We start from the raw sequence: 14,920 nt of genomic DNA on the forward strand, positions 1-14,920 counted from the left end.
ATGCAGAACATGTAGGCCGGATAAGGCGTTTACGCCGCCATCCGGCACATTGCCCGGTGGCGCTACGCTTACCGGGCCTACACCATCAGACCATCGGTATTGCAGACAGCAATCAGATGCTGAAAGAGGAACCACACCCGCAGGTGCTTTTGGCGTTAGGGTTAGTCACCACGAAGCGGGAACCTTCCAGACCTTCGGTATAGTCAACCGCGCCGCCCACCAGATACTGCAGGCTCATCGGGTCAACCACCAGGCCAACGCCCTGTTTCTCAATAGTCATATCGCCATCATTCACCTGATCATCAAAGGTGAAACCATACTGGAAACCGCTGCAACCACCGCCGGTGATATATACGCGCAGTTTCAGATTCGGGTTATCTTCGTCAGCGATCAGGCTTTTTACTTTATTGGCTGCTGCTTCAGTAAATTGCAGTGGCAGCGCTACATCATCACTCATATTTTGCTCCAAACGACATTGGCAATTGGGCAAATTATAACCCAATAGTTAAGGCCATTATCTAATACCCTGGTATTTCGTTCAAGTATTCTCGCCAGCGGCTGTACTCTGGCTTTTCGCCGCCTGCTCCGCTTCCTGTTTTGCCAGCGTACGGGCAAGGATAGTCGAGTATAGCGGCTTTCCGCCCATAAATTGGGCTAATAGTGTTGCGCCAAGACAGGTAATAATCATTGGCAAAATGAGCTGATAGTTATCGGTCATCTCCAGCACCAGCACGATGCCGGTGAGTGGCGCACGTACCGACGCCGCCAACAACGCCCCCATTCCGGCAATGGCAAACGTCCCAGCCTCCAGATGATACTGCGGAAATGAGGCCGCGGCCGCCATGCCGAACGCGGTACCGAGCAGTGTCCCCAGCGCCAGCATCGGGGCAAAAATCCCGCCCGGCGCACCGGATGAGAAGCACAGCAGCGTGGTGATAACCCGGGCAATAAAAATAAACAGCAGGATACCGACGCTGAAATTGCCCGCGGCGGCGATTGGGATCAGGTTGAACCCACCGCCTGCGGCTTCCGGTTTAATTAAGCCCAGGATCCCACACAGGCCGCCGATCGCCCCGCCCATCAGCACCCATTTTTTAATGTCACCACCGTGGAACCGCTGAAACATATCCTGAGTGCGTAACACCAGGGTATTGAACAACGGTCCGACACAGCCAAAAATAATCCCGAGGATCAGATACAGCCACAGGGTATTCACCGGCGCATTGGAGAGCTTCCCAACTTCAATAATCGGGGCCTCACCGTTGAAAATACGAAACACAATGCTCGACATGATAACGCCGGTAAACACGGCTTTGATCGACACAAGGTTATAGCGAAACTGCGGACGCATCTCTTCCAGAATGAACAGGATGCCGGCCAGCGGCGCATTAAACGCCGCCGAAAGACCGGCAGCCGCACCGGTTGCCAGCAGGGTATGCCGCGCTTCAGCGCTGCGCATACGAAAGACATCCAGCACCATGCGCCCGATGTTACCGCCAATTTGCACCGTCGGCCCTTCACGACCGAGCACCATACCGGCCCCCAACGTCCCCATGCCGCCGACAAATTTTACCGGCAATACACGCCACCAGCGCACCGGGCGCAGCTCTTCCAGCGCGCCTTCAATCTCAGGGATCCCCGAACCACCGGCCTCGGGTGCAAATTTACGCACCAGAAAATAGCCCACCATGGCCAGCAGCGCCGAGAGAATAAAGGCCAGCGGCCATACCAGAATGGCATGATCGGCAACTTGTACCAGTGCGCCAATGCGCAGGTTCTGTACCCAGGTGACAGATTTCTCAAACGCCACGCCCACAAGCCCGGTCACGGTGCCAACCACGGCCGCCATAAAGAGGATCGCCAGCGGTGTCTTGTCCCGATCAAGGAGTCGACGGATCTGATCCCTGCGCCGTAACCGCACAATTTGCTGTGCTTCAAAAGAGGGAGAGTCTGTTTTCATCAGATGATCATTAATTGGTAATACAAATACGGAGTCGGCATTCTACTCGCTCATTTTGTGAAAATCCCCTGCAAATCGTATTGTTTCCAATGCACAAAACTTTCATAACCTTCACTGAATAACTAGAATAGCCCGCATTCACTTTTTCTACGAACCAGGACCCCATCCATGAGTAAGTCTGAGAACCTCTACAGCGCAGCACGCGAACTGATCCCCGGCGGCGTTAACTCCCCTGTTCGCGCCTTTACCGGCGTGGGTGGTACTCCGCTGTTTATCGAAAAAGCAGATGGCGCGTATCTGTATGACGTCGATGGTAAAGCCTACATCGATTACGTCGGATCCTGGGGCCCGATGGTGCTGGGTCATAACCACCCGGCGATCCGCAATGCAGTGATCGAAGCCGCCGAGCGCGGTCTGAGCTTTGGTGCACCGACCGAGATGGAAGTCAAAATGGCGGCGCTGGTTACCGAGCTTGTGCCCACCATGGACATGGTGCGTATGGTCAACTCCGGTACCGAAGCAACGATGAGCGCCATCCGTCTGGCGCGTGGCTTCACCGGGCGCGATAAAATCATCAAATTTGAAGGCTGCTATCACGGTCATGCCGACTGCTTGCTGGTAAAAGCAGGTTCCGGTGCGCTGACGCTGGGCCAGCCGAACTCACCGGGCGTTCCGGCAGATTTTGCCAAGCACACCCTGACCTGTACCTATAACGATCTCTCCTCGGTGCGGGCGGCATTCGAGCAGTATCCGCAGGACATTGCCTGCATCATCGTCGAGCCGGTCGCGGGCAACATGAACTGCATCCCGCCGCTGCCGGAATTCCTGCCTGGCCTGCGCGCACTGTGCGACGAGTTCGGTGCGCTGTTTATCATCGACGAAGTGATGACCGGTTTCCGCGTCGCGCTGGCTGGCGCGCAGGATTACTACGGCGTAGTGCCTGACCTGACCTGTCTGGGCAAAATCATCGGTGGTGGCATGCCTGTTGGCGCATTCGGCGGTCGTCGTGATGTGATGGACGCACTGGCACCTACCGGCCCGGTTTACCAGGCGGGAACGCTGTCCGGTAACCCGATAGCCATGGCAGCAGGATTCGCCTGTCTGAACGAAGTTGCTCAGCCGGGAATTCATGAGACCTTAGATGACCTCACCACGCGTCTGGCAGAAGGTCTGCTGGAAGCCGCTCAGGAAGCCAATATTCCGCTGGTGGTGAACCATGTGGGCGGGATGTTCGGGATTTTCTTCACCGATGCCGAAACCGTGACCTGCTATCAGGACGTGATGGCATGTGACGTTGAGCGCTTCAAGCGCTTCTTCCACATGATGCTGGATGAAGGTGTTTATCTGGCACCGTCCGCGTTTGAAGCGGGCTTTATGTCCGTGGCGCACAGCATGGAAGATATCAATAACACTGTCGACGCCGCGCGCCGGGTGTTTGCGAAGCTGTAAAAGAGAACGTCCAGAAACAACGTAGGCCGGGTAAGGCGAAGCCGCCACCCGGCTTTTTTATTGCCGGATGGCGACGCAAAGCGTCTTATCCGGCCTAAATGAAAGGGGTCCGTCCATAGGCCGCCATCCGGCAAACTCAGCGACTCTGCTTTCTCAACAAATAGATAAAGTACGGCGCACCAATAAACGTCGACAGTAATCCCGCCGGGATCTGATACGGAAACAGCACCATTCGCCCGCACCAGTCGGCAAACACCAGCAACACGCCTCCCGCCAGCGCCGAGATGACCATATGCGGCATCGTGCGCCGGAAACCTAACATCCGCGCAATATGCGGCGCCATAAGCCCAACAAAGCTCAGCGGCCCGATGGTCATGGTGGCTGTCGCCGTCAGACCCGCAGCCAACATCAGTAACGCCACGCGCGACGGCGTCAATGCGATACCCACCGCCCGCGCGGTTTCTCCGCCCAGCGGTAAAATCGTTAACCAGCGACGGCACAGCGGCGTAACTGCCAGCAGAATCACCATCACGATCCCGGTCCGTAGCACCTGTTCGCCAGTGGCGTTGTAGGTCGAGCCGGAGATCCAGGTCAGCACGCTTGCCATCCGCGGATCGCCGCTGGCCTGCAACATCATCAGCAGCATCGTGAACGCGGTGCTGAGCGCCATCCCCGCCAGCAGCATGCGTTGCGGCGAGAAGCCGCCGCGCCCGGCGGCAATCATAATAATCAGCAGCGTTACCGCCGCCCCGAGACTTCCGGCGGGCAGCAGCCAGCCAAACGCATCACCCGGTACGAGGAACAGCATCAACACCACGCCAAACGCGGCACCGGAGCTAATCCCAAGGACTTCCGGACTGGCCATCGGGTTACCGGTCAGGCGCTGAATAATACAGCCCGCCACCGCCAGCATCACCCCGGCAATCATCGCCGCCAGAATACGCGGCCAGCGCCAGGGCATCAGTTCATCCAGCATTGCGCCGCTGGCCCAGGTCCAACCGTGGGCATCACGACCAAACGAGAGCGCCACGACGGCAGTCAGTAGCAATATCGCCCCACCCGCCAGCGCGAACATCAGCACGTTCTGACGTTCTGCTGCCACGTGGTTATTGGCATTCATATCCGGCGCGCTCATGCTGCGCAGGCGCGGCAGCAGCCACAGCAGCAGCGGCGCACCAATCAACGCGGTCACCGAACCGGTGGAGACTTCCATCCACACGCGGGTCAACCACAGAATAATTTGATCGGAAAGCCAGAGGATCAGGGCCCCAATCAGCGGGGCCAGCATCAGGCGCGCCAGCAAACGCCGTGCGCCGAGCATTTTCGCCAGCAGCGGGGCAAACAGGCCGATAAAGCCGATAATCCCCACCGCGTTAACCAGCAAGGCACTGAGCACAATCGCCAGCGTTAACGCCGCCAAACGTGCCAGCGACAGCGCCAGCCCGAGATTACGCGCTACCCCGTCATCCAGCCCCATCAGCGTCATTGGACGCAGTAACAGCAGGGTCAGCATCACGCCACCCAGCAGCTGTGGCCACAGACGCTGCACGCCGTTCCAGTCGGTTTGGGTGAGCGTCCCGCTGCTCCACATAAACATGCTTTGCAGCTGATCGTGATGGAAGAGGACCATCAGCTGGTTAATCGCACCGCAGTACAGGCTGACCACCAGACCAGCAAGGATCAGCGTCACAGGTGACAAACGCTTGCCCCAGGCAACGCCAAACACCAGCGCCCCGACGATACACGCCCCGGCCAGCGCCGCGAATTGCGTGGTCAACGCGCCGGGAATGGCCCACAGCGTGGTGACCGTAATGCCCAGCTGCGCACCGGTTGCCACACCCAGCGTGGTCGGCTCCGCCAGCGGGTTACGTAACACCTGCTGAAACAGCACGCCAACCAGGCCCAATCCGGCACCGACCAGTAACGCAATCGCCAGTCGTGGCAGCAGGCTGTAATGGAAAACCATCTGTTCGATGGCGTCGATATTCGGTGACCAGATAGCCTGCTGCCACTGGTCACGCGGCAGGGCAATGGAGAAGTTAATCCAGGTCAGCCAGATCGCAACAATAAACAGCGCCACCAGCAGCAACGCCGGATGGCGGCTTCGTCTTATCCAGCCAACAACGCGCCCGAACCGTAGGCCGGATAAGGCGCTTTTAGCGTCGCCATCCGGCATTTCAAGTTTCCTGCTCACGCTTTGCCTCCCAGCGCAGTGTCCAGAATGCGGGCAAAATGCATCGCCGACAGCGTGGCGCCATAAAACCAGACCGCGGGTACCCGCTGAAAGCGACCGGCGCGAACAAACGGCATCGCCTGCCACAGCGGCGTGGACATCAGCGCGTCCATTTCTTTATCGTTACCATGATCGAAGCACAGCACATCAACATCTTTATACGCGGCAAGCCGGTCAATCCCCACGGCAGTGCTGCCCCAGAAGTTGGTTTCTCCCTGCCAGGCGTTAGGGATCCCGTATTCGTCCAGCACGTCCTGGAACAAACTGTTCGGGCCAAATACCAGCATATGCCGCGAATCAAGCAGGGATGCCAGGAGCACGGGACGCGCGCCGCGGTGAATAAAGCGCGGTTTCAGGCTGGCAATCACGGTATCGTATTGCACCAGATGACGTTCAGCAGCCGTTTGCAGATTCAGCAGTTGCGCCATCTCCTGCAACGACTGGCGAGCGACCGCCAGCGGTTTTTTGCCGTCGCTGAAGCTAAATCCGCGACCCGGCGCAATGCGCGCCAGTTTTTCTGGCGCGGGGCCATAGCCTGCCGACCAGACCATAAACGAGGGTTTCATTTCGGTCAGCAGTTCGAGATTGGGTTCTGTGCGTAACCCGACGTCAATCACCGAGTCCGGCAACGGGGGTTGATTGACCCACAGCCTGTAGTTAGGAACATCGGCGACGCCATAGGGGGTGATTCCCAGCGCCAGCAACAGTTCTACCGGCAACCATTCCAGTGCCACAATACGTTTTGGATCAACCGCCGCCTGCGCCGAATTCATCTGCCAGAGCAGCGGTGACAGCGCCATCGCCGTTAATAAACGTCGGCGGGTGATATGATGTAATCCGACCATTAATAGACAAAACTCACGGGTGCGGCACCGCCCGGATGCGGCAAAATGCCCATCGGGATGCCATAAATCAGTTCCAGGGTTTCACTGCGCATCAGCTCCGCGGGCGTTCCCTGAGCAATCATTTCGCCACCGCGTAGCGCCACCAGATAATCGCAGTAACGGGCCGCCATATTGATATCATGCAGTACGGCGATCACCGTCAGTCCGCGCTGCTGGCTTAAGCGGTGCACCAGCGCCAGTACATCAACCTGATGCGCGATATCCAGCGCCGAAGTCGGTTCGTCAAGCAGCAGGCAGCGACTGTCCTGCGCCACCAGCATGGCGATCCACGCGCGCTGACGCTCGCCGCCTGACAGGCTATCAACCAGTCGATGCGCCAGCGGCTTTAACCCCACAAGCGTGATCGCCTCTTCCACTTTTTCTCTGTCAGCCACGCCAAAGCGTCCCAACGCGCCGTGCCACGGATAGCGACCAATCGCCACCAGTTCACGCACCGTCATCCCTTCCGCCTGCGGCAACTGTTGCGGTAAATAGGCGACCTTACGGGCAAATGCTTTACTGTTCCAGCTCTCCAGCGGTTGCTCGTCGAGCAGGATTTCGCCGTCTGAAGGCGGCTGATGACGTCCGAGCATTTTCAATAAGGTTGATTTACCGGAGCCGTTATGACCGATAAGACCGGTCACTTTTCCCACGGGAAACGTTAACGAGAGGGGATGTAAAAGCGTGCGGCCAGGCACACGAAAGGAGACGTTACTTAACGCAAAAGTGGTGTCGGGATGGGATCTGTTTTCCTGCATAGCGGCCAACTTGTAAAACGGGCACGCAAAGCGTGCCCAAAGAGAAATTAGAAACGGAAGGTTGCAGTTGCAACGACCTGACGTTCCGCGCCCCAGTAGCACGCGTATTCGCTATAGCAACTGGAAACGTATTCACGATTAAACAGGTTATTGACGTTAACCGCAACGCTGGACCCCGCCATGCCGAAACGGGCCAGATCGTATTTGACCATGGCATCAGCAACGGTATAACCACCGACGTTAAACGCGTCATTTTTCTTCGCTGCGTCGTTTTTATAGTAGCTCACCGTTGAACCGGTGTAACGCACACCTGCGCCAACGGTCAGACCGCTCAGGGCAGTGTCATAGAACGTGTAGTCGGTCCACAACGATGCATGATTACGCGGAACTTCTGCCGGGCGTTTACCTTTGAAGATAGTGTCCTCAGTATATTCCGCATCCGTGTAGCTATATGCCGCCGTGACGTTGATATTGGCATTGACTGCTGCTTTGGCTTCCAGCTCAATACCGCGTGAGCGAATTTCACCACTCTGAACGCTATACAACCCGGTTGGATCGTTCGGGTCTGATGTCAGGTTTTTATTTTTCGTCAGTTGATACACCGCTGCCGTCAGCACGACCGGCATATCCTTCGGTACATACTTCACACCGGCTTCGTACTGCTTACCACGTGAAGGATCGAACGGTTTCCCTTCTTTCGTTGCACCGGAGGTCGGCTCGAAAGATTCGCTGTAACTGAAATACGGTGAAATACCGTTGTCAAACAGGTAGTTAATGCCACCACGCCAAGTAAACTGCTGATCGTTCACTTCTGCCAGAGAATTGCTGGAGCGGGTCAACGTAGAGGTTTTCGCAAAATCGTAGCGACCACCGAGCGTCAGCACCCACTTATCCCATTCCATCTGGTCCTGGGCATAAAGTCCGGTCTGCTCCATGCGGTTGAGCACAGCGTATTTCGCATACGGCCCACTCACATCGATATTCGGATTGCCATACTGTGGATCCTGCATATCCAGCGGATCGGCAGAACCATACAGAGCATTCACATCGTTACGCATACGTGAGTAATCAACGCCTGTCAGCAGGGTATGATCAACATCACCGGTCGCAAAAGCAGACTGCAATTGGGTATCAACGGTGAACGCGTTGAGATCTTCGTCAGAACGCACGTATTGGCGGTTAATCTTACCCGGTGCACTGTAACCGTAGCCATAAACAGAACGATAAAGCGTTTTCACCTGGTCATAACGCAGATTCTGGCGCACGGTGAAGGTATCGTTGAACGCATGCGAGAAGTTATAGCCCACCATCTGCTGGCGGCGCGCCATCTTGTTATCTTCTTCACCTTCGTTGAAATCGGTCGGCAGTTTGTGCGGATTGCCATTCGCGTCGTAATACGGAACGAGTGTACCTTCACGCGGCAGCCAGCCATAGTATCCTGCGTACGGATCGTTCTGGAAGTTGCTCAGGAAAGTGAAATCGGTTTTGTCATCAGGACGCCAGCTAAACGCAGGTGCAATCGCGTAACGCGTTGATTTTGACATCTCTTGCTGAGAGTCCTGACTATTCCCTAACCCCGTCAGGCGGTATGACCACACGCCGTCATCATCGATAGCATCGCTAAAGTCGAACCCGGTTTGCCAGAGGTTGTTAGTCCCCATCTTAAACTGAACTTCTTTCAGTGGCTCTGTGGTCGGACGCTTGCTCACCATGCTGACAATACCGCCAGGGTTGCTATTGCCGTACAGCACTGATGTTGGCCCGCGCATCACTTCTACGCGTTCCAGGAAATATGGGTCCATCGACACTTCAGAATAGTTATTGCCCTGAAGTTTCATACCATCCAGATATTGGTTGGTATTGACGGTGGTAGGCGCGGTGAAACCACGAATCGTCACCACATCATAGGTGGTGGAACTACCACGCGTAGCAAAAACGCCGGGGGTGTAAGCAATCGCTTGTTTCACGGAAGCCGGCTGTTTGGTATCCATCTCTTCACGCGTCACGACCGAAACAGACTGTGGGGTCTTTTCGATAGGCGTATCAGTCTTGGTTGCCGTGGCGGAACGCTTGGCAGCGATGGTTGGAGCAGGTCCCCATGCGCTTTCTTGTGCGGCGGGTGCTGCGGTGACAGTGATGGTTTCTTCTTTTGGTTCAACCGCCGCCTGTGCATAGACAGACATGCCGCTAACCGCTGTGGCTACCAGCACTGCCATTTTACGCAGCGAGGAATTTGGCTGAGCAGTTTTATAACGCGCCATTGGTATATCTCTGATGAAAGTGAATGATAACGTAAACGAGAATTATTATTATAACGGCAGCATAATATTCGAAACGCTGGCGAGATAGCAAGCGATACACATCCCTACTAAAACTGAGGGGTCAAGAAATAACCAGATGAAAAGAAAGGGTTAATGAATTACGCTGAAATGTTGTTTGGTCGGAGTCTGAGATGAGAAAAGAAAAACCCGCCGAAGCGGGTTTTGGGAGAGATTAGTTACTGCCAAACATATCTTTGATCCAGCCTGCGACACCGTCGCCGTCTTTCTTCTCTTGCTGCGGCGGTTGTTGCTGTTGCTGCTGCTGTTGAGGCTGCTGCGGCGGCGTTGACTGATCAAACGGATTGCCAGACTGTTGCAGCATCTCACCTTGCTGACACAGCGAATCCGGATCGCTGGTCCACACCGGGAGCGTACGCATCCCGCCGCTGCACACGAAGTTGCCGTCGTAATCCACGCCCATGTCGACAATATCTTCCGGCGGCGTCAGCGTTAATGGCGTTGGCGTCTGGTTTGCCAGATAGCGCTGGTAAATCGACATCGCCCCGCTCGCACCGTACAACTTGGTAGGCTGGTTGTTATCGCGACCCACCCAGGTAATGGTCACCTGACTGCCGTCAATACCGGCGAACCAGGTATCAACGTTGTTGTTGGTGGTCCCGGTTTTCCCCGCCAGATGCAGCCCCGGATACTTCGCGCCAAGCTGACGGCCGGTACCGCGTTGCACCACCTGCTGCATGGTCCACAGCGTCATGTACGCCGCCTGTGCTGGCACAGCGCGTTCGGCCTGCGGGAAGCTTTGATACAACACCGTACCGTCTTCGGCAATTACCGAGCGCAACGCTGATAACGGCGCGCGGTTACCGCCGCTGGCGATGGTCTGGAACGCCTGCGCCACTTCAATTGGCGTCAGGTTCAATGCCCCCAGCAGCATAGCTGGCACCGGGTGCAGCTGATCTTTCGGCGCGCCCAGTTTTTCCCAGGTCTCGGTGACCGCTGGCAGCCCCAGCGCCATGCCCAGATTGACGGTCGGCACGTTCATGGAACGGGTTAACGCATCCACCAGCATCACTTTACCGCTTTCGCTGTAGCGACGGTCATCGTTCTGCGGGGACCACACCTGACCGTTTGGCTGACGCAGCGCAATCGGCGCATCGGCAATCCAGGTATTGAGGCGGTACAGCTTCGGCTGGCTCAGGGCGGTCAGATAGGTCGCGGGCTTCGCCAGAGAACCAATTGAACGACGCGCCTGCATAGCACGGTTGTAGCCTGCGAACTGCGGCTCCGACCCACCGACCATGGCGCGAACCTCACCACTAAAGCGGTCCACTACCACAATCGCCGTTTCCAGATCGCTCAGCTTACGCTGTTTCTTCAGCACCGGAATGCCTTCCACCGCCGCTTTTTCTGCGGCGTCCTGCGCCACGGAATCAAAGGTGGTGAAAATCTTCACGCCGGAAAGGTCTTTAACTTTGTCGCCCAGCTTCGCCTGTAGCTCCTGACGCACCATCTGCATAAACGCAGGCTGTGGAGAGATCACCCCACCGCGCGGCTGCACGCCTAGCGGACGCGCACTCAACATTTCATACAGTTCCTGGTCGATAATCTGCTGCTGTTGCAGAAGACGCAGCACCAGGTTACGTCGCTCCAGCGCCAGTTTCGGGTTACGCCACGGGTTGTAGATCGACGCCCCTTTCACCATCCCCACCAACAGCGCCTGCTGATCGAGGCTCAACTCTTCAACCGGACGGCCAAAGTAATACAGGCTCGCCAGCGGGAAGCCGCGGATCTCGTTGTCGCCGCTCTGGCCGAGATAGACTTCGTTCATGTACAGCTCAAGGATCCTGTCCTTGCTGTAACGGGCATCCATCAACACGGCCATGTACGCTTCGTTGGCTTTACGCCAGTAAGAACGTTCGCTGGAGAGGAACAGGTTTTTCACCAGCTGCTGGGTCAGCGTACTGGCGCCCTGCACCGTGCGACCTGCCGTCAGGTTCGCCAGCACCGCACGACCAATGGAATACAGGCTAATGCCGTCATGCTCGTAGAAATGACGATCTTCGGTTGCCAGCAGCGTGTCCACCAGCAGATCCGGGAAACCGCTACGCGCCACGAACAGACGCTGCTCGCCATTTGCCGAAGAGAGCATGGTGATCAGGCGTGGATCGAGACGGAAGAAACCGAACTGACGGTTGTTATCCAGATTCTCGATGGTGTCCAGATGATCGCCGTCAAAGGTCAGACGCGCACGCACCTGCCCTTCTTTACTGTCCGGGAAGTCAAACGGACGACGGATCATCTCAATGCTGTTCGCCTGCACGGTAAACTCACCGGGCCGCGTCATCTTCGAGACCTGTCGATACTGCGTAGCCTCCAGCAGCTTCACCATCTCTTTTTTGCCGATGGGCATTTCTGGCTCTAGGTTAACCATCCGGCCATACACGGCCGCAGGCAGCTGCCAGACTTTGCCATCAATACGGCTACGGATTTTTTGATCCAGATAGACGCCGTAAATGGCAATCAGCACCAAAAAGACAATCGACAGTTTTACCAGCAGCCAGAACCAGCCGCGTTTACCACGAGGCTTACGCCCTTTGCCTTTACCTTTACGCGGCATCGGTTCTTCATCCTCATAGTCATCATCATAATCGTCGTCATACTCATCATCTCTGAGCTGACGACGGCTCACCTTTTGTTTCGCCGGACGCGTCGGTTTCCCTTTACGTCCAATTGGCTCGCGGTCATTCCCCGCCATGCTTTTTCTCCGCAACATTCAGGCGCAAAGACCTGATTCTCTGTTCTTCCGTCAAGCGACAGAAGAAGAAATCTCTCAATTTTTTTGCCTGATGGCGCTTCGCTTATCAGGCCTACCACTACAACTCATGAATACTTTTTGGTGCGCCGCGTCGGCGCGGTATTCGCCGGGTCGTCCGGCCAGACATGTTTGGGATAACGCCCTTTCATCTCTTTTTGCACCTCACGGTACGCCCCCTGCCAGAACGCGCTCAAATCACGGGTGATTTGCAGCGGTCGCTGCGCCGGGGAGAGCAGTTCCAGCACCAGCGGGACGCGCCCCTGTGCGAGGGTCGGCGTATTGGCCTCGCCAAACATTTCCTGCATCCTGACCGCCAGCGCCGGTGGATTATCCTCGTGATAGCGAATGGCTATCCGGCTTCCCGTCGGCACAGTGTAATGTGTGGGCAATTCACTATCCAGACGTTGCAGCATTGACCAGTCCAGTAATCCGCGCAATGCCTGGCCCACATTTACTGCTTTAAGCGCGCGTAAAGCGTGCACACCGCTCATATGCGGCAGCAGCCAACTCTCCAGCGTCGCCAGCAACGACGCGTCGTCCATGGCAGGCCAGTCGTATTCCGGTAGCCATTTTGCCGCACATTGCAGACGCAGTCGGAACTGCTCTGCTTCCGGCGTCCAGTTGAGCACACTTAGCCCTTTATCGCGAATACCATTCAGCATCGCCTGATGCAGTTCCTCTTCCGAGGGTTTGGCCAGCGGCTGCACTTTTAGCGTCAACTGACCTACCTGCGTGCGGCGCAATGCCTTTAGTGTCCCCTGATTTTCATCCCATTCGATAGTGTCGGACTGCTGCAGCAACTCAGGAGATGATTGTATCAGCGCATCGATATCCAGCGGCAGGGCCAGCAAAATACGCGCATCCGGCGAGGCGCTGCCTTGCAGCAATAAAGGCGCAATAATCCATTCATGACGCCCTGATGCGTCGTCGGCATCCAGCATCGCCCCCATCCCGTTAGCCAGCTGATACCGCCCCTCCTGACCACGACGTCGGGCAATGCGATCGGCGAAAGCCGAAGCCAGTAACGGGGCGATCAGCGCGCTATCAGACTGCCCACCTCGAATGTTCAGGCGCTTCAGCAATTGCTGGCTACGCTGCTGCCAATTCGGCTGATTGCGTGAAAACGCCACCGTCAGATCGGTACTGCCACCGCGCGGGGGCTCTTCGAGAATCGCCGCCAGTTTTGCTGCCGTTGCCGCTTCGTTGTCATCTGTGGCACGGACCAGCATCGCCGCCAGACGCGGATCGTTGCCGAGCGCCGCCATTTTCTGCCCCGCCGCACTGAGCCTGTCGCCCTCAAGTGCGCCCAGCATGTGTAGCAGCCGTTTTGCCGCCTGCAAATTGACCGTCGGCGGCCTATCCAGCCAGCTTAACTGCGCTGGGTCAGTGCATCCCCATTGCAGCAATTCCATTAGCAAGCCGGACAAGTCGCTTTGCAGCATCTCCGGCTCGCCCTGCGCCGCCGCTCTTTCGGCCTGCTCTTTCGCCAGCAGATGCAGGCAAATACCGGGTTCCAGACGGCCTGCTCGCCCGGCTCGCTGGGTCATCGACGCCTGGCTAATACGCTGGGTAATCAGGCGCGTCAAACCGGTGCGCGGGTCGTAACGCGCCACGCGCTCCTGCGCACAGTCCACCACCAGCCGGATACCTTCGATAGTTAAACTGGTCTCGGCAATATTGGTGGCCAGCACCACTTTGCGCGAGCCTGGCGGCGCGGGCAAAATCGCCTGACGCTGTTCGGTAAGCGATAACGCACCGTATAGCGGGCAAAGCAGAACATCATTGCCTACGCGCGAGGTCAGCTGTTCCTGCACTCGCTGAATCTCCCCCACGCCCGGTAAAAAAAGCAGCAACGAGCCGCTTTCCTGGCGCAATAGCTCCGCCGTTGCCACCGCCACGGCTTCATCAAAGCGCTGATGCGCCGCCAGCGGCTGATAGCGTCGTTCTACGGGAAAGGCGCGGCCTTCAGAGACAATCGTCGGCGCATCGGGCAACAGCTGCTGCAGACGCCCGTTATCCAGCGTTGCCGACATGATCAGCAGTTTTAAATCATCCCGCAGCCCTTGCTGTACATCCAGCAATAGCGCCAGCGCCAGGTCAGCCTGCAAGCTGCGCTCATGAAATTCGTCGAGGATCACAAGGCTAATGCCGTTTAGCTCGGGATCGCGTTGAATCATGCGCGTGAGCACACCTTCTGTTACCACTTCGAGCCGGGTATGCGGTCCAACGCAGTGTTGAGCACGCATGCGGTAGCCCACGGTCTCACCGGGCTTTTCGTTCAGCAACTCGGCCAGACGCTGCGCCACGTTGCGGGCCGCCAGACGACGCGGCTCCAGCAGAATAATCCGTCCCTGAATGCCATTGTGCGCAAGAAGTTGCAACGGCAGCCAGGTCGATTTCCCGGCGCCGGTCGGTGCGGTCAGCAGAACCTGCGGTGAGGTATCAAGGGCGGTAAGCAGTTCAGGCACTACGGCGGCAACGGGCAACGTCGTCACAAATGGCTCCAGAGGGTTAACATTCTTCGCGCTGCATTGTAGCATCG

General features: G+C 56.9%; 9 protein-coding genes and 1 pseudogene. 1 reads left to right on the top strand and 9 read right to left on the bottom strand.

Annotation, left to right across the window (positions count from 1 at the left end; all coding sequences use genetic code 11):
• Positions 1-112: 112 nt before the first annotated feature.
• The 3 genes and pseudogenes from erpA to clcA all read right to left on the bottom strand — a co-directional run bounded on the left by erpA (position 113) and on the right by clcA (position 1,960).
• Positions 113-457, bottom strand: a complete 345-nt coding sequence (gene erpA, locus FDX22_RS17240) for an iron-sulfur cluster insertion protein ErpA (protein ID WP_003018581.1) — start codon at positions 455-457, stop codon at positions 113-115.
• Positions 450-515 (bottom strand): annotated as a pseudogene (gene yadW, locus FDX22_RS30535) (small protein YadW). Before yadW ends, erpA begins: the two are co-directional and overlap by 8 nt.
• A gap of 23 nt (positions 516-538) precedes the next feature.
• Positions 539-1,960 (bottom strand): H(+)/Cl(-) exchange transporter ClcA, encoded by a 1,422-nt coding sequence (gene clcA, locus FDX22_RS17245; RefSeq protein WP_115259415.1) that lies wholly within the window; start codon positions 1,958-1,960, stop codon positions 539-541.
• A gap of 168 nt (positions 1,961-2,128) precedes the next feature.
• Here clcA and hemL point away from each other — a divergent pair, with 168 nt between their 5' ends.
• A complete protein-coding gene (gene hemL / locus FDX22_RS17250; RefSeq protein ID WP_096758253.1) occupies positions 2,129-3,409 on the top strand; it encodes a glutamate-1-semialdehyde 2,1-aminomutase in 1,281 nt (426 codons plus the stop codon).
• A 136-nt stretch (positions 3,410-3,545) separates the two neighbouring features.
• On the opposite strand, the gene fhuB is transcribed toward hemL, so the two are convergent.
• From fhuB to hrpB, 6 genes are all read right to left on the bottom strand, one after another.
• Entirely contained in the window at positions 3,546-5,585 is a 2,040-nt protein-coding gene (fhuB, locus tag FDX22_RS17255) for a Fe(3+)-hydroxamate ABC transporter permease FhuB (protein WP_117342289.1), read from the bottom strand.
• 14 nt (positions 5,586-5,599) lie between these two features.
• Positions 5,600-6,487 (bottom strand): Fe(3+)-hydroxamate ABC transporter substrate-binding protein FhuD, encoded by an 888-nt coding sequence (gene fhuD / locus FDX22_RS17260; RefSeq protein WP_146717529.1) that lies wholly within the window; start codon positions 6,485-6,487, stop codon positions 5,600-5,602.
• Positions 6,487-7,284, bottom strand: a complete 798-nt coding sequence (fhuC, locus tag FDX22_RS17265) for a Fe3+-hydroxamate ABC transporter ATP-binding protein FhuC (RefSeq protein ID WP_096758256.1) — start codon at positions 7,282-7,284, stop codon at positions 6,487-6,489. The genes fhuD and fhuC overlap by 1 nt, the downstream gene beginning before the upstream one ends.
• Positions 7,285-7,331: 47 nt before the next feature.
• Complete coding sequence (gene fhuA, locus FDX22_RS17270; protein WP_146717530.1) at positions 7,332-9,545, bottom strand: ferrichrome porin FhuA; 2,214 nt, start codon at positions 9,543-9,545, stop codon at positions 7,332-7,334.
• A gap of 232 nt (positions 9,546-9,777) precedes the next feature.
• A complete protein-coding gene (gene mrcB / locus FDX22_RS17275) occupies positions 9,778-12,318 on the bottom strand; it encodes a bifunctional glycosyl transferase/transpeptidase (protein WP_146717531.1) in 2,541 nt (846 codons plus the stop codon).
• A gap of 125 nt (positions 12,319-12,443) precedes the next feature.
• Entirely contained in the window at positions 12,444-14,873 is a 2,430-nt protein-coding gene (gene hrpB, locus FDX22_RS17280) for an ATP-dependent helicase HrpB (protein ID WP_186805344.1), read from the bottom strand.
• Between the last annotated feature and the right edge of the window lie 47 nt (positions 14,874-14,920).

The sequence above is a fragment of the Citrobacter sp. TBCS-14 genome (assembly GCF_005280805.1).
Lineage (GTDB): Bacteria > Pseudomonadota > Gammaproteobacteria > Enterobacterales > Enterobacteriaceae > Citrobacter > Citrobacter gillenii.